The sequence below is a fragment of the Lysinibacillus sp. FSL L8-0312 genome, from assembly GCF_038003285.1.
GTDB classification, from domain to species: domain Bacteria; phylum Bacillota; class Bacilli; order Bacillales_A; family Planococcaceae; genus Lysinibacillus; species Lysinibacillus fusiformis_D.
In genome coordinates, this window is the sequence record NZ_JBBOOV010000001.1 from 2,159,643 (window position 1) to 2,179,081 (window position 19,439).

Genomic DNA, 19,439 nt, shown 5'->3' on the forward strand with positions numbered 1-19,439 from the left:
GTTCAAACATTTTGGTTAAGTCCTCGATCGATTAGTATTCGTCAGCTCCATGTGTCACCACACTTCCACCTCGAACCTATCTACCTCATCGTCTTTGAGGGATCTTACTTACTTGCGTAATGGGAAATCTCATCTTGAGGGGGGCTTCATGCTTAGATGCTTTCAGCACTTATCCCGTCCACACATAGCTACCCAGCGATGCCTTTGGCAAGACAACTGGTACACCAGCGGTGTGTCCATCCCGGTCCTCTCGTACTAAGGACAGCTCCTCTCAAATTTCCTACGCCCACGACGGATAGGGACCGAACTGTCTCACGACGTTCTGAACCCAGCTCGCGTACCGCTTTAATGGGCGAACAGCCCAACCCTTGGGACCGACTACAGCCCCAGGATGCGATGAGCCGACATCGAGGTGCCAAACCTCCCCGTCGATGTGGACTCTTGGGGGAGATAAGCCTGTTATCCCCGGGGTAGCTTTTATCCGTTGAGCGATGGCCCTTCCATGCGGAACCACCGGATCACTAAGCCCGTCTTTCGACCCTGCTCGACTTGTAGGTCTCGCAGTCAAGCTCCCTTGTGCCTTTACACTCTACGAATGATTTCCAACCATTCTGAGGGAACCTTTGGGCGCCTCCGTTACCTTTTAGGAGGCGACCGCCCCAGTCAAACTGTCCGCCTGACACTGTCTCCTGCCCCGCTAAGGGGCATGGGTTAGAATTTCAATACAACCAGGGTAGTATCCCACCGACGCCTCCTTCGAAGCTGGCGCTCCGAGATCTCTGGCTCCTACCTATCCTGTACAAGTTGTACCAAAATTCAATATCAGGCTACAGTAAAGCTCCACGGGGTCTTTCCGTCCTGTCGCGGGTAACCTGCATCTTCACAGGTACTATAATTTCACCGAGTCTCTCGTTGAGACAGTGCCCAGATCGTTACGCCTTTCGTGCGGGTCGGAACTTACCCGACAAGGAATTTCGCTACCTTAGGACCGTTATAGTTACGGCCGCCGTTTACTGGGGCTTCAATTCGCAGCTTCGCTTGCGCTAACCACTCCTCTTAACCTTCCAGCACCGGGCAGGCGTCAGCCCCTATACGTCACCTTACGGTTTTGCAGAGACCTGTGTTTTTGCTAAACAGTCGCCTGGGCCTATTCACTGCGGCTCTCATGCGCTTGCACGCTCAAGAGCACCCCTTCTCCCGAAGTTACGGGGTCATTTTGCCGAGTTCCTTAACGAGAGTTCTCTCGCACACCTTAGGATTCTCTCCTCGACTACCTGTGTCGGTTTGCGGTACGGGCACCTCTCACCTCGATAGAGGCTTTTCTTGGCAGTGTGAAATCAGGAACTTCGTCCATACGGACTCGCCATCACAGCTCAACGTTACAGTGTGCGGATTTGCCTACACACACGCCTTACTGCTTGGACGCGCATAACCAACAGCGCGCTTACCCTATCCTACTGCGTCCCCCCATTTCTCAAACGGTGAGGAGGTGGTACAGGAATATCAACCTGTTGTCCATCGCCTACGCCTATCGGCCTCGGCTTAGGTCCCGACTAACCCTGAGCGGACGAGCCTTCCTCAGGAAACCTTAGTCATACGGTGGACGGGATTCTCACCCGTCTTTCGCTACTCATACCGGCATTCTCACTTCTAAGCGCTCCACCAGTCCTTCCGGTCTGACTTCAACGCACTTAGAACGCTCTCCTACCACTGACATCGTAGATGTCAATCCACAGCTTCGGTGAATCGTTTAGCCCCGATACATTTTCGGCGCAGCGTCACTCGACCAGTGAGCTATTACGCACTCTTTAAATGATGGCTGCTTCTAAGCCAACATCCTGGTTGTCTGTGCAACGCCACATCCTTTTCCACTTAACGATTACTTTGGGACCTTAGCTGGTGGTCTGGGCTGTTTCCCTTTTGACTACGGATCTTATCACTCGCAGTCTGACTCCCGTGTATAAATATCTGGCATTCGGAGTTTGTCTGAATTCGGTAAACCGGGATGGCCCCCTAGTCCAAACAGTGCTCTACCTCCAGTATTCTCATCACGAGGCTAGCCCTAAAGCTATTTCGGAGAGAACCAGCTATCTCCAAGTTCGATTGGAATTTCTCCGCTACCCACACCTCATCCCCGCACTTTTCAACGTGCGTGGGTTCGGGCCTCCAGTAAGTGTTACCTTACCTTCACCCTGGACATGGGTAGATCACCTGGTTTCGGGTCTACGACCACGTACTATTTCGCCCTATTCAGACTCGCTTTCGCTGCGGCTCCGCCTTCTAAAGCTTAACCTCGCACGTAATCGTAACTCGCCGGTTCATTCTACAAAAGGCACGCTATCACCCATTAACGGGCTCTAACTACTTGTAGGCACACGGTTTCAGGATCTCTTTCACTCCCCTTCCGGGGTGCTTTTCACCTTTCCCTCACGGTACTGGTTCACTATCGGTCACTAGGTAGTATTTAGCCTTGGGAGATGGTCCTCCCGGATTCCGACGGAATTTCACGTGTTCCGCCGTACTCAGGATCCACTCAGGAGAGAACGAACTTTCGACTACAGGGCTTTTACCTGCTCTGGCGGACCTTTCCAAGTCGCTTCATCTAACTCGCTCTTTTGTAACTCCGTATTGAGTGTCCTACAACCCCAAGAGGCAAGCCTCTTGGTTTGGGCTCTTCCCGTTTCGCTCGCCGCTACTCAGGGAATCGATTTTTCTTTCTCTTCCTCCAGGTACTTAGATGTTTCAGTTCCCTGGGTCTGCCTTCAAGACGCTATGTATTCACGTCAAGATACTACGCGATTAAACGTAGTGGGTTCCCCCATTCGGAAATCTCCGGATCAAAGCTCACTTACAGCTCCCCGAAGCATATCGGTGTTAGTGCCGTCCTTCTTCGGCTCCTAGTGCCAAGGCATTCGCCGTGCGCCCTTAATAACTTAACCTAACGGCTTTCAATACACATCACATTTCGTTGTCAGCTTCACTCGTTCAATCAGTCACGTACTCAAGTACGCTCCTTCATTCACTCGATTGCTTCCTAGAACTGCTCGTGTCTTGAAACCTTCTAATGTTATTAAGCCTATAAAAAACTTAAAAAATAAATGTGTTTGTTACAATTTCAATGTCGTTTTATCCAGTTTTCAAAGAACAAAGCTACTGCCTGCTTCTACATCTCGCAGCTTTGCGACGAAAGCGTAGCGACAGGAGCACATAATTAGAAGTAATTCATTCAAGAAGAATGAACCTTCAAAACTGAACGCAAAACGTAATCTTACAAACCCTAGGTTTGTATTCCGAAATAATCCTTAGAAAGGAGGTGATCCAGCCGCACCTTCCGATACGGCTACCTTGTTACGACTTCACCCCAATCATCTATCCCACCTTCGGCGGCTGGCTCCAAAAGGTTACCTCACCGACTTCGGGTGTTACAAACTCTCGTGGTGTGACGGGCGGTGTGTACAAGGCCCGGGAACGTATTCACCGCGGCATGCTGATCCGCGATTACTAGCGATTCCGGCTTCATGTAGGCGAGTTGCAGCCTACAATCCGAACTGAGAACGACTTTATCGGATTAGCTCCCTCTCGCGAGTTGGCAACCGTTTGTATCGTCCATTGTAGCACGTGTGTAGCCCAGGTCATAAGGGGCATGATGATTTGACGTCATCCCCACCTTCCTCCGGTTTGTCACCGGCAGTCACCTTAGAGTGCCCAACTAAATGATGGCAACTAAGATCAAGGGTTGCGCTCGTTGCGGGACTTAACCCAACATCTCACGACACGAGCTGACGACAACCATGCACCACCTGTCACCGTTGCCCCCGAAGGGGAAACTATATCTCTACAGTGGTCAACGGGATGTCAAGACCTGGTAAGGTTCTTCGCGTTGCTTCGAATTAAACCACATGCTCCACCGCTTGTGCGGGCCCCCGTCAATTCCTTTGAGTTTCAGTCTTGCGACCGTACTCCCCAGGCGGAGTGCTTAATGCGTTAGCTGCAGCACTAAGGGGCGGAAACCCCCTAACACTTAGCACTCATCGTTTACGGCGTGGACTACCAGGGTATCTAATCCTGTTTGCTCCCCACGCTTTCGCGCCTCAGTGTCAGTTACAGACCAGATAGTCGCCTTCGCCACTGGTGTTCCTCCAAATCTCTACGCATTTCACCGCTACACTTGGAATTCCACTATCCTCTTCTGCACTCAAGTCTCCCAGTTTCCAATGACCCTCCACGGTTGAGCCGTGGGCTTTCACATCAGACTTAAGAAACCACCTGCGCGCGCTTTACGCCCAATAATTCCGGACAACGCTTGCCACCTACGTATTACCGCGGCTGCTGGCACGTAGTTAGCCGTGGCTTTCTAATAAGGTACCGTCAAGGTACAGCCAGTTACTACTGTACTTGTTCTTCCCTTACAACAGAGTTTTACGAACCGAAATCCTTCTTCACTCACGCGGCGTTGCTCCATCAGGCTTTCGCCCATTGTGGAAGATTCCCTACTGCTGCCTCCCGTAGGAGTCTGGGCCGTGTCTCAGTCCCAGTGTGGCCGATCACCCTCTCAGGTCGGCTACGCATCGTCGCCTTGGTGAGCCGTTACCTCACCAACTAGCTAATGCGCCGCGGGCCCATCCTATAGCGACAGCCGAAACCGTCTTTTAGTGTTTCACCATGAGGTGAAACAGATTATTCGGTATTAGCCCCGGTTTCCCGGAGTTATCCCAAACTATAAGGTAGGTTGCCCACGTGTTACTCACCCGTCCGCCGCTAACGTCGAAGGAGCAAGCTCCTTCTCTGTTCGCTCGACTTGCATGTATTAGGCACGCCGCCAGCGTTCGTCCTGAGCCAGGATCAAACTCTCCATAAAAGAAATTTGAATAGCTCAAATTGTTTTGCTGGCATCATTTTGATGTCCAAAATTTCGTTTCGTTCACTAACCGAAGTTAGTTACTGAAAACTTTATTGATTACGTTTTGCTTGTTCAGTTTTCAAGGTTCATTTTATTCAAGTCGTTTTCAGCGACTTTATTATCATATCTTGTTCACAACAAGAAGTCAACAACTTTTTAAAACTTTATTTTCAAGCGTTCCTTCTTGTTAAGGACAAGTAATAATATATAATATAGCATTATAAAAATCAAGCATTTTTCGTAAAAAAATTAAAAATCTTTTTAACATCGATGACAAACAATAGAATCCCTGCTAATACAATCAATCCACCAATGATTTGTGTCATAATCAAATACTCTTTAAATATCAGCAAGGCTAAAAGAGCTGCCCCTACAGGTTCAAATAATATAGCAATTGAAACAACATTCGTACTAACATATTTAATAGACCAATTAAATAGAGTATGACCCAATAAATTAGGGACTAACGCTAATAAGAAAAACCATAACCAATCCATCGAAGAGTATGGACCAAAAGATTCTCCTTTAATCAATACATAAAAAAGTAAAGTAATGGTACACACAACATACACAACCATCGTATACGTCATTAAAGATAATCTTTTACGCACATCCTGTCCTAATAGAAAATAAGCCGTAGCAAGCGCACAAGCAATGAGCGCGAGTATATCCCCATAAAAAGCTGTTCCACTTACTTTAAAATCTCCCCAACTGATTAACACACTGCCTACTACGGCGATGGTACCTGCAACGATCGTTTTCTTTGTTATCTTCTCTTTAAAGAAAAAGTATGTTCCCACAAATGCAAACAACGGCTGTAATGTCACCAAAACTGTAGAGCTTGCTACTGAAGTATAGTTGAGTGATTCAAACCATAAAATAAAATGGAAAGCTAAAAAGATTCCCGCAACTGAAGAAAATAACCAATCACGTCTCCTTAAAGCTGTTAACTCCTTTGTATACTTCCTCAAAAATAACGGTGCCATTATTAAAACAGAAAATAGCATACGATAAAAAGCTATGATGCCAGCTTCCGCTGATGCTAATTTCACAAAAATAGCGGACATGGATACTGAAATAACACCAATTACGATTGGGATGTATGGATGAATTTTAGGTTGCTCCAAAAATCTCACCTCCATCATTGATGCCTCGCGCGTAATATTCAAACTGAATCCCCAGAAGCTATTACGTCTTGTAACAACAGTTAATTGATCTGCCTCATGCAAACACATTACCTTAGCACATAGGTTCCCCTATTTCACCAGGTGTTTGAATCCCCGCTGAAAAAACAAGCTCCACTCCATTCATTACAAGAAGGAGATTTTCTACGTCTGATGCTTCTCTTTCATTTCCAAAAAAACATCTGCTTAATCAAGAAAAAAATAATTATATTTCCTTACTTCCATGATGTACAATACAAAAAAGTAATGCACATATAATAATGACAGCTTGCATATCTCTTAGCAATACGAAATATCTATGGAGGGTTGTGTATGGAAACATTATTGGAAAATATGATTACATATGAAGTTGGCATAAAATTAATTATTGCAGCCACATTAAGTTTAGTGATCGGTATCGAAAGGGAATTAAAGAAGAAGCCAGTTGGATTAAAAACCAGTTTAGTTATTGCTACTTTCAGCTGCCTATTAACCATCATCTCCATTGAAACAGCATACTCAACTCCTTCCAGAGAAGATATTAATATTACGATGGATCCTCTCCGTTTAGCTGCACAAATTGTCAGCGGGATTGGGTTTCTTGGAGCAGGTGTCATTTTAAGACGTGGCAATGATAGCATTACGGGATTAACAACTGCAGCCATGATATGGGGAGCCGCTGGTATCGGTATTGCAGTTGGTGCAGGATTTTATATGGATGCAACGCTAGCTGTCGTAATTATTGTATTCGGCATTGAAATACTATCGCCTTTCCTGATGAAAATTGGACCTAAGCGAATTCGAATGCGAGAAATTTTATTAAAAGTCCAAATTGATGATGACAACCATACGGAATCATTTCTATTATTTTTAAAGGACAACAACATTATCGTCGAAAATATCCGCATTAAAGATGTACCTTTAAAAAATGATAATGTTTTACATGAATTGGACTTGCGGCTATCCTTAATTGTCTCTGATAACCTATTATCATTTTATCGTTCATTACGAGCACTATCTTATATAGAAAAAATCGAAATGGAAATTTTAAACTAGTTGGAGGATTTTTTATGGCAGAACTATTAAAATTACTAAAGGATGGCAACAAACCCTCCCTATTGGCAGCATGTGTCAACACCTTTTTAGGAATCATCAAAGGAGTCGCCTTTTTCTTAACTGGTAATGTTGCCATGTTTGCAGAAATGATGCACTCTCTCGGTGATGCAGCAAACCAATTATTTGTGTATATAGGCTCAGCACTTTCAAAAAAGGCACCTACAAAACAATTTCCCGGTGGTTTCGGTCGAATTGTCAATTTAGTCTGCTTATTTGCTGTCATTATTGTAGCTATCCTTTCTTATGAAACGATAAAAGAAGGTTGGCATCATTTTATTCATCCTACAGGAGAGTCTAGTGGAATACTAATTGCACTCGGGGTATTATTCATAGGGATTGTTTTAGAGGGTACAGTGCTTGCCAAAGCAGCTGCTGAAGTGCTGCATGAAGCGGGTCAAGAAAAAGCAGGTCTCTCCACAATTCCAAAAGCGTTTTCTTATTTAAATCGTGCAAAGCCTGCAACCAAATTAGTCTTTATGGAAGATTTAGTTGCTACTAGCGGAAACTTTTTAGCCTTTGCTGCCATTTTAATTGCCTACTTTACTGGTTGGGGCCGAATAGAAGGTCTTGTTTCGATGATTATTGGCGCGATGATGTTTTATGTTGTCGGTAAAGTATTTCTAGATAACGCTCGTGGCGTCATTGGGGAGACTGACGAGGAAATGTTAAATCACATCGCCCATATTGTAATGGATGATCCCAATATTAAAGATATCTTCCGCCTTGAAGTAATTAAAGAAGGAGAATTTTTGCATGTCGAATTAGTAGCTGAAGCGGATCCTCATTTATCGCTGGCTTTTTTAGATGACGTACGTGACCATTTAACAGAGGTCATCTTAAGCCAAAAAGGGGTATCGAAAGTAGCGATTTTATTTGATGAAGATGATGGAAAAACAAATTGGGTACATGTTAACGAAAAACCAAAAGACACCATATAATCATTTAAAGAAAACAAATAGCCAATTGCCATATTTCAGGCAGTTGGCTATTTGTTATACTGGTATTAAACAATCTCGTTTTACATAATTTTCAACTCCATTTTGATAATCAGGTATATCCTCGTACCCAACAAAGACATGGTTGGTAATCATAAAAGTAAGCAGTCTGTCACAGGCTATCGCCTTTCTCTTCCCCCTTTGTAGAATGATGATTTTCGAAAATTGTAATGAAGCTTGACGGTTAGCTAAAGCATATTCATTAGCATTTTGAATTTCTCTGCCATCCATATGACAACCTAATACAAAATGTCCAGCAAAAGAATCCTTTAAAACATTTGGATGCATGGATTGATAGTGCACCTCTGCAATCGAATCTTCTCTGTTCATGAATTGATGGGCCACCAGATAATGTTTTAAAGCACCTTTTAAATCAATTGCGATAAATGTATCCGCTAAAATTGTTCGATAATACACAGTGACAATTTCAGCTTCTCCTAAATAAGGCTTTACTTCTACAACAATTTCTCCAGAAGGACGAACAAATAATTGTACAATTGCTTTATTTACACCATCCGAAAAATGAATAATCGTTTGTCCAAAACGTAAGCTTTTGAAAAATATACTTTGATCATCAATGTATCCTGTGATAATTTTATTATTTTCAATTTGTAGAGATTTCGCTTCAATTCCCAATACTTCTACACAATTTTGCATTTTATAAACATGCTGTTGAAATGGTATCTCCACACAATTTAATGTAACAATGCGCTTCTCTAACAATCGTTTCAACATTTGATCCCTCTCCCCTTTGTTTTAAATTGTCATTATTTTAATAAAGATGGCTGAACAATTTCTGAACATCTTTACATCATTCGAGCAATTACGACAAAAATACTTTTCTTCTTATTCAAAAGTAATATTGTTTTCAACAATTAACCAACAATTCAATTTTCACATGACTTTTCTCACCTAAAAACAATGAAAATTATATTTCTACCATCTTATTCATCTATCTATTTCACTATATCGCAGGACTTAAGAAACTTCTACGACAAAATTCAACATAAATCGTTAATTTTTCTTAACATTTCGATTCATGAAACCTAAAAAAAACAATGCGTGCAAGACCATAAATCATAGCCTCACACTCATTGTTTTAAAGAGAATTTTGTAAAATGGTTCTTACATCTTCCTCTTGCAGTTTATTAAAGTTTCCAAAAGGACCGTTCTGCATAGCATGCTCCACAATCTGTTGGAATTTCGAATCATCAATATCATAATCAGCCAAGCGATTAGGCGCCCCTAATGACGTCCAAAATGCTGATAGACGATCGATTCCTTCGTAAGCAACTTCTTCTACTGTCTTGCCTGTTGCGTCGACCCCAAATACACGTGTTGCTATACCCGCAAAACGCTCAGGATTCACAGGCACATTTAAACGCATCCAATATGGCTGGAGGATAGCTAATCCCCCTGCATGTGGAATATCGTATACAGCGGATACAGCATGCTCAATATTATGAGATGCCCAATCACCACGAGAGCCGATTGATAAGAATCCATTTAAACCAATTGTCCCCGCCAATAAAATCGTTTCACGTAATGTCGTATTCTCTAAATCCTCAAGTAATTTGGGCGCTGTCGTAATAACCGTTCGTAATACTCCTTCACACATTTCATCTGTAATCGGGGTATTCGTTGTGTTATGGAAATATTGTTCGAAAACATGTGACATCATATCAACGATTCCATAAACGGTGTGGTTTTTAGGTACCGTCACCGTATAGACTGGATTCAGTATTGAAAATTTCGGGAATGTCGCTGGGCTACCCCAGCTTAGTTTTTCTTCGGTAGCTGCATTGGTAATAACAGATCCTGAGTTCATTTCAGAACCAGTAGCTGCAAGCGTTAATACCGTTCCTAACGGTATGGCTTGCTCTACAATTACCTTACGTTTTACGATATCCCAAGCATCACCATTATATTTTGCACCGGCAGCAATTAATTTGGAACAATCAATAACAGAGCCGCCACCAACAGCTAGCACTAAATCAATGCCTTCAGTTTTACAAATTTCAATACCACGTCTCGCTGTTTCCACACGTGGATTTGGTTCAACACCACTTAATTCAACTATTGTTTTATTTGCCTGTTGTAATTTCTCTATAACAGCATTGTAAACACCGTTCGCTTTGATGCTTCCGCCACCATAGACAACTAGTACCTTCTCGCCATAATGCGCTAATTCGTTCGGTAATTTTTCCAGTGCATCTTCACCAAAATGGAGCTTCACTGGGTTAAAAAATGTAAATGAATCCATTTAATTCGCCCCTTTCTAGTTGGATTTTCTCATATTTATATTGGAGAAAGCAAAGATTAAACGCCGACTTTGCAATCATAATACTAGTGATTGTTCAGATTTTGTTGAGTCACCCTCTATATAAATGAATGGAATATTGCGTATACTCATTAGCGTCATTTCTACTTAGATTAGTACAACAGCGCCTCGAGCACCTTATTCAAACAAATAAACAAGAAAAAACGAGTCACCCCATTATTATAGGAATGACTCGTTTCATTTCATTTATCTTCTACTTAAACCCATCCACGGAAGCGTGAAGCTTCAGCAGTACGGCGAACACCTACCATGTAAGCCGCTAAGCGCATGTTGATGTTACGTGTTGTTGCTGTTGTATAAACATTGTCAAATGCTTCAACCATTTTTTTGTATAGACGCTCTTCAACTTCTTCTTCTGTCCAATAATAACCTTGGTTATTTTGTACCCATTCAAAGTAAGAAACTGTCACACCACCAGCAGAGGCTAATACGTCTGGTACAAGTAAAATGCCACGTTCTGTTAAGATTTTAGTTGCTTCAGATGTTGTTGGACCGTTTGCTGCTTCTACTACGATAGTGGCTTTAATATTGTGTGCATTGTCAGCAGTAATTTGGTTTTCAATAGCAGCTGGCACTAAAATATCACAATCAAGCTCTAATAATTCTTTGTTTGAAATCGTGTTTTCAAATAAAGTTGTTACTGTTCCGAAGCTATCACGACGATCTAACAAATAGTCGATATCTAAACCTTCAGGATCATGCAGTGCACCATAAGCATCTGAAATACCGATTACTTTTGCACCTAAATCATGCATGAATTTCGCAAGGAAGCTACCTGCGTTACCAAATCCTTGAATTACAACGCGAGCACCTTTAATGTCAATGCCACGTTTTTTTGCTGCTTCTTCGATTACGATTGTAACACCTTGTGCAGTCGCACGATCACGACCTTGAGAACCACCAAGTACTAGTGGCTTACCAGTGATGAAGCCTGGAGAGTTGAATTCATCCATGCGGCTATATTCATCCATCATCCATGCCATAATTTGTGCATTTGTAAATACGTCTGGCGCAGGAATATCTTTTGTTGGTCCTACGATTTGACTTACTGCACGTACATAACCACGGCTTAAACGTTCGATTTCGCCCATAGACATTTGACGAGGATCACAAATGACACCGCCTTTACCACCACCGTATGGTAGATCGACAATACCACATTTCAATGTCATCCACATTGAAAGCGCTTTAACTTCCTCCTCAGACACTTGTGGGTGGAAACGAACCCCACCTTTAGTTGGTCCTACAGCATCATTATGCTGTGCACGGTAACCAGTAAATACTTTTGTTGTACCATCATCCATTTTCACTGGAATGCGTACTTGTAGCATGCGAAGTGGTTCTTTTAGTAATTCATACATTGCTTCATCATAGCCAAGTTTATTTAGAGCATCTTGAATGACATCTTGTGTTGATGTGAAAAGATTTAAGTTTTCAGACATATTAAATCGCCTCTTTGTTTTTTTTAATGATAGTATATCGGCATCATTGTAACATACTTCCGAATTAAAATGTGAACATTTTGTTAAAGTTTAAATACTTTTTCAATTTGTTCAATTGACCAATCTAAATCCTCTTGAGAAATAACAAGTGGTGGTGCAAAACGAATAACTGTATCATGTGTTTCTTTACATAATAGACCTAATTCTTTTAGTTTTTCACAGTATGGACGCGCTGCCTCTGTTAATTCCATACCGATAAATAAGCCACGACCACGTACTTCTTTAATAACCGGGTTGTTAATTTCTCTTAATTTACCTTTGAAATATTCACCAAGGTCATGTGAACGTTCTGCTAATTTTTCATCTAATAACACTTTAATTGATGCAATTGAAACTGCACAAGCTAAAGGATTTCCACCGAAAGTTGAACCATGAGAACCTGGGTTGAATACGCCTAGGATATTACGGTTTGCAGCCACACAAGAAATAGGGAATACACCGCCACCTAGTGCTTTACCTAAGATGTACATATCTGGTTCTACTTCTTCCCAATCACAAGCAAACATTTTACCAGTACGTGCTAGACCTGCTTGAATTTCGTCAGCAATGAATAATACGTTGTTTTCACGGCAAAGTTCACGAGCAGCTTTTAAGAAGCCTTCTGTTGGAATAACAATACCAGCTTCGCCTTGAATTGGTTCGATTAAGAATGCTGCAGTGTTTGGTGTAATAGCTGCTTTTAATGCTTCAAGATTACCATAGTCTACTAATTTAACGTTTGGTAACATTGGACCGAAGCCACGACGGTATTCTTCGTCAGAAGATAAAGATACAGCAAGCATTGTACGACCGTGGAAGTTACCATTACATGCAATAACTTCAGCCTTGCCATCTTCTACGCCTTTTACATCATATGCCCAACGACGAGCTGCTTTAAAGGCAGTCTCTACTGCTTCAGCACCAGTATTCATTGGTAAGACCATTTCTTTATTTGTTAATTTTCCTACTAGCTCATACCATTCACCAAGATTTTCGCTGTAAAATGCACGTGAAGTTAACGTTACTTTATCAGCTTGTTCTTTTAAAGCAGCAATAATTTTTGGGTGACGGTGTCCTTGGTTTACAGCTGAATAAGCTGATAGCATATCTAAATATTTGTTGCCCTCTGGATCTTTAACCCAAGCACCCTCAGCCTCTGAAATTACGATTGGCAGTGGATGATAGTTTGCTGCACCATAATTTTGTGTTTGTTCAATAACTTGTTGAGTTTTTGTCATATCCTATTCTCTCCTTACTAAATCATGATGAAAAATCTATGGAAGATAGGGACTATGTATCTCTATGAGTAGAATAATTAAGAATTCAGCAACAATTCAACCATAAATTTGCTCACTTCTCCAAAATAAACTACCTCGTCATGAGTGTCTACGGTTTGAGCCAGGGATAGTATTACCTGGAGAAGTTTTGCAAATCTTGTCATAATGCTTTAATTTCTACTTATTAGAGTAGCCCTAACGTCAATATAAAATTAAAGCATTTCTGAAGTTGTTTTTGCTTGCATATGCAGTTGTAGGTAGTCTGGTCCACCTGCTTTTGAGTCTGTACCTGACATGTTGAAGCCACCAAATGGTTGGTAGCCAACGATGGCACCTGTACAGCCACGGTTGAAGTAAAGATTTCCTACATGGAATTCTTCACGTGCTTTTTCTAAGTTCACACGGTTTTTCGTGATGACTGCACCTGTTAAACCGTATTCTGTATCGTTCGCAATTTCAATAGCGTGATCGAAATCTTTTGCTTTTGCGATCGCTACCACTGGCCCGAAGATTTCTTCTTTCATAATACGTGCAGAAGGTTCTACGTCTGCGAACACAGTTGGCTGTACAAAGTAACCAACTGAATCATCTGCTGTACCACCAGCCACTAGACGACCTTCGCCTTTACCGATTTCGATGTATTCCGTAATTTTGTTGAATGCCGCTTGGTCAATAACTGTTGCCATGAAGTTGCTGAAATCTGTTGGATCTCCAACTGTTAAAGCATTTGTTAATTCTTCTACACGATTAACAACTTGCTCATATACATCTTCTACGATGACTGCACGAGAACATGCTGAACATTTTTGACCTGAGAAGCCAAATGCTGATTTGACGATTGATTGTGCAGCTAATTCTAAGTCTGCTTCTTTATCAACCACGATTGTATCTTTTCCGCCCATTTCAGCGATGACACGTTTAATCCAAATTTGACCATCATTTAATACAGAAGCACGTTGGTTGATACGTAAACCAACATCACGTGAACCTGTGAAGCTGATGAAGCGTGTTTTTGGATGATCAACTAAGTAGTCGCCTACTTCAGCACCAGAACCTGGTACGAAGTTCACGGCACCTGCTGGAAGACCTGCTTCTTCTAATACTTCGATAAATTTATACGCCACTACTGGTGTTGTAGAAGCTGGTTTTAATAAGACTGTGTTCCCTGTTACTAAAGCGGCCACTGTTGTACCAGCCATGATAGCAAATGGGAAGTTCCAAGGAGAAATAACGATACCGATTCCTAATGGAATATAGTCATAACGGTTGTATTCGCCTGGACGGCTTTCTACTGGTTGACCGCCTTTAATGCGTAGCATTTGGCGACCATAGTACTCCAAGAAGTCGATTGCTTCCGCTGTATCTGCATCTGCCTCTGCCCATGGTTTCCCTGCTTCTTTTGTTAATAATGCAGAGAATTCATGTTTACGACGACGAATAATAGCTGCAGCTTTGAATAAAACGTCAGCACGAATCGCAGGGTCAACTTTTTTCCATGTTTTAAATGTTTCATCCGCTGCTTGCATCGCTTTTTCAGCTAACTCTTTGCTTGCTTTTGACACACGGCCAATCACTTCTGTTTTCTTTGCAGGATTGTACGAAACGATTTTGTCTTCTGTTGTAATGCGCTCGCCACCAATAATTAGTGGGTAGTCTTGACCTAAGTAACCTTCAACTTTATTTAAAGCCTCCACATAAGCATTGTAGTTTGCCTCTTGTGAAAAATCTGTGAATGGTTCGTGTTTGTATGGAATCATACTTAATCCTCCCTTGTGAGATGTATTTGGGTATGCAAAAAACATTGACGCAAAATATCTTTGCGTATAAAATATTCTTACACTTATTATAATGCAAAATTTCGTTGCATATTTCAAGTAAAAAATTTTTGAGGTGCACATTTTTATGAAAAATTCTGAACCTTTACTGCCTTTTTATGAGTTTATTGCAACAAATGTATCCGTTGGTATCCATGCAGTAGACCTATCTGGTAAAACAATTATTTACAATACAAAAATGAAAGAAATTGAAGGATTTCATTTTGATGAACTTGCGGACCGTTCCATTATTGAAATGTTTTCGTTCCGTCAACACGAAAGTACATTAATGCGTGTTTTACAAACAGGAAAAAAGGAAATTAATGTTAAACAATCCTATTGGAATAAAAATGGTCATGAAATTACAACAATCAATGATACTTTTCCACTTTTTGTGGAAGGTAAACTCATCGGGGCAATAGAATTTGCTCGAGATATTACCTCACTTGAAAAGCTTGTTTATCAACCCCTTCGTCGTTATGATGAACCATTAACATTTGATATGATTAAAGCTGATTCAGAATCAATGAAGCAGGTTATCGAGAATGCTAAAAAAGCAGCAGCCGTAAAATTACCTGTATTATTAATTGGTGAATCTGGCACAGGGAAAGATTTAGTGGCTGAAGGAATCCACCATGCAGCCTCTCCAGATCCTGAAGCTTTTGTGACGCTTGTCAGCCGCCGTTCTGCTCAATCCGTGCTGGATAAATTACAGCAACTGTTAGAAGAAGATACGGACTATACCTTTTTCTTTGAACGCATAGATTTTTTGAGCTTAGACATTCAGGAACAACTTTTAGCTATACTACAATCCCTTCCACAGTCCAAATATATGCTGATTGGAAGTGTGGGCAGTGACCCCATTACATTGATCGCTGAAAAAAAGCTGTCTAAGTCACTTTATTATTTCTTTGCAACAATGGCTATTACCATTCCTAATTTAACGGATCGAAAAGAAGATATTCTTCCATTTGTCGATGATTATTTTACTCGACATCGAGAACGCTTTGCCTCCCAAGTCACTGAACTTGCACCAGATGTACAGGAATTATTCTTACAATATGATTGGCCAGGAAATCTTAAGGAACTTGAGCTGCTGTTGGATGAAATCGTTTCATTCATGACAACAGAGTCAACGGTTACTTCAGATTTATTGCCACTCCATTTCCGCTTCAAGGTACAACAGCAAGACACAAACAATCGTGAGCCAGAATTTTTTATGTTTCATCAAAATCATGAAGTCATGCCACTCGATGCTTATTTGCGTGAAGCCGAATCATATTATGTGCAAAATGTCTTAAATTTATATGAGGGCAATATTACAAAAGCAGCGAATGCACTTGGCATGAGTCGCCAAAACCTGCAATATCGAATCCGAAAAATAAAAAAACAATAGCAAAAAAACGAGGATCCCTTCAGTCGAAAGTATCCTCGTTTTTTTAGTGTCCTGATTGTTCGATCCAGTCTTGCAACTTATCTTTTAAGGAATTAAAACCATTTGCATCCGATTCATCTACACGGTCCTGCAATGTTTTACGCGGCGGTGCATCTTTTTTTCGTACTGATGTGGGGCGTTCCTGTAGCGCTCTCATCGATAAACTAATTTTTTCGGCCTCTTCATCGATTTCAAGAATTTTTACTTCTACTTCCTGCCCAACAGCTAAAAACTCACTAACGTCTTTAACAAAGCCGTATGTTATTTCCGAAATATGCACAAGGCCTTGCGTATTGTCATCTAGTGCTACGAATGCACCGTATGGTTGAATACCTGTAACTTTTCCGGTCAACACGTCTCCTAATTCATATTTTTTTACCATAACCTTTGCCCACTTTCTTTTTGTTTGCTACGTATATATCGCTTAAATTATAACATACGTGTAAAAACGGGGCAAAAAATCTCCTTACTCGGAAATGGCCGTAATGATGCAACGTTCTCCGCCTTTTTCTGTAGACATTGTACTTAGCTGGAAGGTTAAATGCTGACCAATCTTCTGCATTGATTCTAGTTTAACGCCCACTTTAATTGTTGTTTGGGATGGATCTGTTGCATAGCGATACTTTTCATCCAGAGGTTGCATGGCACTATGTAACAGCCTGTCCTCCTCAAATAGAAGAACATTATCTTCTGCAGATGAATAGTTATTTTGTTGTTGAGCGTGTAGCTTGTCCTCTTTTTCCTGCTGTCGTTGTTCCTTGCGATAGTAATCACGAGTAGCATTTAAGGTGATTTTATAGAGCCACGTTGTAAGACGATTCTGCTTAAATTGATGTAAAAAGCGATACAACTTGACAAATACCTCCTGTGAAACATCAGCTAAATCATTCCTATGTACACCACATTGAAAGGCAAATTTTTCAACAGTTCGTTGATGGATACGAATAAGCTCGGTATAGGCCTCCTTATCTCCTTGTTGGGCCCTTGCTATTAAGTCCGACTCCATCAAAGCGATCCCCCCTTTTGTTAGTGAAACGAAATATTATACCCAATTGTTACAAAAATAATATACCTTTTACTCAAAAAGAAGACCCCTCCTAATATGTTATTATTTCATTTCTAAACAGCTGCTGATATAGGAATATCCATCGTCAATTTTCTGATATCTGCTTGTGTTATGAGAATATTGAGGTAAAATAAAACTTTAGTATAAGGAGGATTTATTTTCGTGTCATCGAGAGATCAGTTTACAACTAAAATTGGTTTTATTTTAGCTGCTGCTGGAAGTGCTATAGGGTTAGGAGCCATTTGGAAATTCCCCTATATGGCAGGTACTAATGGCGGTAGTGTCTTTATTTTATTATTCATTTTATGTACATTTTTTATCGGCTTACCAGTGCTTATTGCTGAGTTTATGATTGGTCGTCGAGGGCAAAAAGACGCTGTCACTTCCTTTAAGGAACAAGCGCCAGGAAAGCCGTGGTATTTGATTGGCTGGGGTGGCATGGTGATTGCGGGCCTTATCTTATCGTTTTATAGTGTTGTTGGTGGATGGATTTTAAGCTATTTGGGTCGTGCCATTACATTTAAGCTAACAAATGCTAGTTCTGAGATGAATTACGCAGATTTATTTACCAATATTATTTCAAGCCCCTCCGAAGCCATTCTAGTACAGGGACTATTCATGCTATTAACAGTAGTGATTGTATCGGCAGGTATTAAGGGTGGAATCGAAAAAGCCAGCACATGGATGATGCCCTTGCTCTTTATTTTCTTCATTGTCTTAGTTATACGCTCTTTAACTTTAGATGGCGCAATGGAAGGCGTTAAATTTATGTTTGTGCCTGATTGGTCTTACTTTAACGCTGAAACATTTTTAATGGCTTTAGGACAAGCCTTCTTCTCTTTAAGTGTAGGTATTGCCGTTATGATTACATATGCTTCCTATTTGTCTAAAACAGAGAAGATTGGTAATTCAGCAATCAATGTAGCTTCCATGAATATTATTATTTCTTTACTTGCGGGTCTTGTTATTTTCCCCGCAGTATTCGCTCTAGGCTATACGCCTGACCAAGGGCCTGGCCTTGTTTTCATTATTTTGCCAGCTGTTTTCGAGCAGTTGCCACTTGGTGGTCTATTCTTAACCATTTTTTTCATCCTGTTGCTATTTGCTACCGTCACTTCCTCCATTTCTATGTTAGAAATTGTTGTAGCCATTGCGATTGGAGACCATCCAGAAAAACGTAGAAAGATTGCTTGGATTGGTGGAATCATCATTTTTATTTTCGGTATCCCAAGTGCGCTGTCGTTTGGTATATTATCAGATGTAAAAATATTAGATCGCTCTATTTTTGACTTTGTTGATTTTCTGACGAACAGCATCGGCATGCCGATAGGAGCTTTCCTTATTTCTATATTTGCAGGTTATTATTATACGAAGGATATTTCACGTAAGGAATTAGCCGCATCTAGCTTAATGTTTAATATCTGGTATATTTTAGTTCGTTTCGTTTCTCCAATTGCCATTTTCATTATTTTCATTCAGGGGATTTTACCTTTATTTAAATAAGAACTAGCCTCAAACGTGCACATTAAAAAAGAGGTTGTCGAATGACAGCCCCCTTTTTTTATAAGAAATATGCAAAATATTTTAAATAATACATTTTGCTTCAAATTTAATAGCAATTAGTTTGTAAGAAATGGCTACACAATCTTCAAATGGTATCCATTGTTCAAACGAATGCTCATATGTTTCTTGAATAATTTTTGCAAGTGTCGATGGATCATCTATCCCTTGCAATGCTGCTACTACATCTGCCGTTTCTGTATCATAATGGTCTGGACCTAAGTGGAATGGATCCCACTCCTCTAGCAGATGTACAGCTGCTTGATTCATTTTTATATTTTCCAAAATACT

The 19,439-nt window shown here is 41.0% G+C and carries 13 protein-coding genes and 2 rRNA genes; 4 read left to right on the top strand and 11 right to left on the bottom strand.

The features are described 5' to 3' along the window. Window positions 1–11 precede the first annotated feature (11 nt). From MHI22_RS10955 to MHI22_RS10965, 3 genes are all read right to left on the bottom strand, one after another. Window positions 12–2,939: ribosomal RNA gene (locus MHI22_RS10955) — 23S ribosomal RNA — on the bottom strand. Between the two features lie 367 nt (window positions 2,940–3,306). Then, window positions 3,307–4,858, bottom strand: a 16S ribosomal RNA gene (locus MHI22_RS10960). The 16S and 23S rRNA genes sit together here, the layout of an rRNA operon. Window positions 4,859–5,127: 269 nt before the next feature. After that, window positions 5,128–6,027 carry a DMT family transporter gene (locus MHI22_RS10965; protein ID WP_340811942.1) on the bottom strand — a complete coding sequence of 300 codons (900 nt, stop codon included), beginning with the start codon at window positions 6,025–6,027 and terminating at the stop codon, window positions 5,128–5,130. A 369-nt stretch (window positions 6,028–6,396) separates the two neighbouring features. Between MHI22_RS10965 and MHI22_RS10970 the strand changes: the two genes are divergently transcribed. Then, window positions 6,397–7,119: an MgtC/SapB family protein gene (locus MHI22_RS10970; RefSeq protein WP_340811944.1), complete on the top strand. Its 723-nt coding sequence runs from the start codon at window positions 6,397–6,399 to the stop codon at window positions 7,117–7,119. Between the two features lie 14 nt (window positions 7,120–7,133). Then, a complete protein-coding gene (locus MHI22_RS10975) occupies window positions 7,134–8,117 on the top strand; it encodes a cation diffusion facilitator family transporter (RefSeq protein WP_036119886.1) in 984 nt (327 codons plus the stop codon). Window positions 8,118–8,171: 54 nt separating this feature from the next. Here the strand turns inward: MHI22_RS10975 and MHI22_RS10980 are convergent, their stop codons facing one another. The 5 genes from MHI22_RS10980 to pruA all read right to left on the bottom strand — a co-directional run bounded on the left by MHI22_RS10980 (window position 8,172) and on the right by pruA (window position 15,030). Next, a complete protein-coding gene (locus MHI22_RS10980; RefSeq protein ID WP_340811946.1) occupies window positions 8,172–8,909 on the bottom strand; it encodes a hypothetical protein in 738 nt (245 codons plus the stop codon). A gap of 364 nt (window positions 8,910–9,273) precedes the next feature. Continuing rightward, the gene (locus MHI22_RS10985; protein WP_340811948.1) at window positions 9,274–10,437 is read right to left on the bottom strand and encodes an iron-containing alcohol dehydrogenase; all 1,164 of its coding nucleotides are present in this window, start codon (window positions 10,435–10,437) and stop codon (window positions 9,274–9,276) included. Window positions 10,438–10,712: 275 nt separating this feature from the next. Continuing rightward, entirely contained in the window at window positions 10,713–11,957 is a 1,245-nt protein-coding gene (locus MHI22_RS10990; protein WP_036119879.1) for a Glu/Leu/Phe/Val family dehydrogenase, read from the bottom strand. An 83-nt stretch (window positions 11,958–12,040) separates the two neighbouring features. Continuing rightward, window positions 12,041–13,234, bottom strand: coding sequence for an ornithine--oxo-acid transaminase (locus MHI22_RS10995; protein ID WP_036119876.1), 1,194 nt, complete (start codon window positions 13,232–13,234; stop codon window positions 12,041–12,043). A gap of 251 nt (window positions 13,235–13,485) precedes the next feature. Continuing rightward, window positions 13,486–15,030 carry an L-glutamate gamma-semialdehyde dehydrogenase gene (gene pruA, locus MHI22_RS11000; protein WP_036119871.1) on the bottom strand — a complete coding sequence of 515 codons (1,545 nt, stop codon included), beginning with the start codon at window positions 15,028–15,030 and terminating at the stop codon, window positions 13,486–13,488. Window positions 15,031–15,175: 145 nt separating this feature from the next. Between pruA and MHI22_RS11005 the strand changes: the two genes are divergently transcribed. Beyond that, window positions 15,176–16,483, top strand: a complete 1,308-nt coding sequence (locus MHI22_RS11005; protein ID WP_058844857.1) for a sigma 54-interacting transcriptional regulator — start codon at window positions 15,176–15,178, stop codon at window positions 16,481–16,483. A 43-nt stretch (window positions 16,484–16,526) separates the two neighbouring features. Here the strand turns inward: MHI22_RS11005 and yugI are convergent, their stop codons facing one another. Both yugI and MHI22_RS11015 read right to left on the bottom strand, forming a co-directional pair. Further along, entirely contained in the window at window positions 16,527–16,904 is a 378-nt protein-coding gene (gene yugI / locus MHI22_RS11010; protein ID WP_036119858.1) for a S1 domain-containing post-transcriptional regulator GSP13, read from the bottom strand. 84 nt (window positions 16,905–16,988) lie between these two features. Next, on the bottom strand, window positions 16,989–17,531 hold the full coding sequence (locus tag MHI22_RS11015) for an RNA polymerase sigma factor (RefSeq protein ID WP_058844856.1): 543 nt from the start codon (window positions 17,529–17,531) through the stop codon (window positions 16,989–16,991). A gap of 219 nt (window positions 17,532–17,750) precedes the next feature. Here MHI22_RS11015 and MHI22_RS11020 point away from each other — a divergent pair, with 219 nt between their 5' ends. Beyond that, window positions 17,751–19,091 carry a sodium-dependent transporter gene (locus MHI22_RS11020; RefSeq protein ID WP_036119854.1) on the top strand — a complete coding sequence of 447 codons (1,341 nt, stop codon included), beginning with the start codon at window positions 17,751–17,753 and terminating at the stop codon, window positions 19,089–19,091. Between the two features lie 81 nt (window positions 19,092–19,172). On the opposite strand, the gene MHI22_RS11025 is transcribed toward MHI22_RS11020, so the two are convergent. Next, the gene (locus tag MHI22_RS11025) at window positions 19,173–19,433 is read right to left on the bottom strand and encodes a DUF1871 family protein (protein WP_080717041.1); all 261 of its coding nucleotides are present in this window, start codon (window positions 19,431–19,433) and stop codon (window positions 19,173–19,175) included. Between the last annotated feature and the right edge of the window lie 6 nt (window positions 19,434–19,439).

Bases quoted from the DNA above. Each gene is read 5' to 3' on its own strand.
- MHI22_RS10970 (WP_340811944.1), top strand. From the start codon at position 6,397: ATGGAAACATTATTGGAAAATATGATTACATATGAAGTTGGCATAAAA.
- MHI22_RS10975 (WP_036119886.1), top strand. From the start codon at position 7,134: ATGGCAGAACTATTAAAATTACTAAAGGATGGCAACAAACCCTCCCTA.
- MHI22_RS10980 (WP_340811946.1), bottom strand. From the start codon at position 8,909: ATGTTGAAACGATTGTTAGAGAAGCGCATTGTTACATTAAATTGTGTG.
- MHI22_RS10985 (WP_340811948.1), bottom strand. From the start codon at position 10,437: ATGGATTCATTTACATTTTTTAACCCAGTGAAGCTCCATTTTGGTGAA.
- MHI22_RS10990 (WP_036119879.1), bottom strand. From the start codon at position 11,957: ATGTCTGAAAACTTAAATCTTTTCACATCAACACAAGATGTCATTCAA.
- MHI22_RS10995 (WP_036119876.1), bottom strand. From the start codon at position 13,234: ATGACAAAAACTCAACAAGTTATTGAACAAACACAAAATTATGGTGCA.
- pruA (WP_036119871.1), bottom strand. From the start codon at position 15,030: ATGATTCCATACAAACACGAACCATTCACAGATTTTTCACAAGAGGCA.
- MHI22_RS11005 (WP_058844857.1), top strand. From the start codon at position 15,176: ATGAAAAATTCTGAACCTTTACTGCCTTTTTATGAGTTTATTGCAACA.
- yugI (WP_036119858.1), bottom strand. From the start codon at position 16,904: ATGGTAAAAAAATATGAATTAGGAGACGTGTTGACCGGAAAAGTTACA.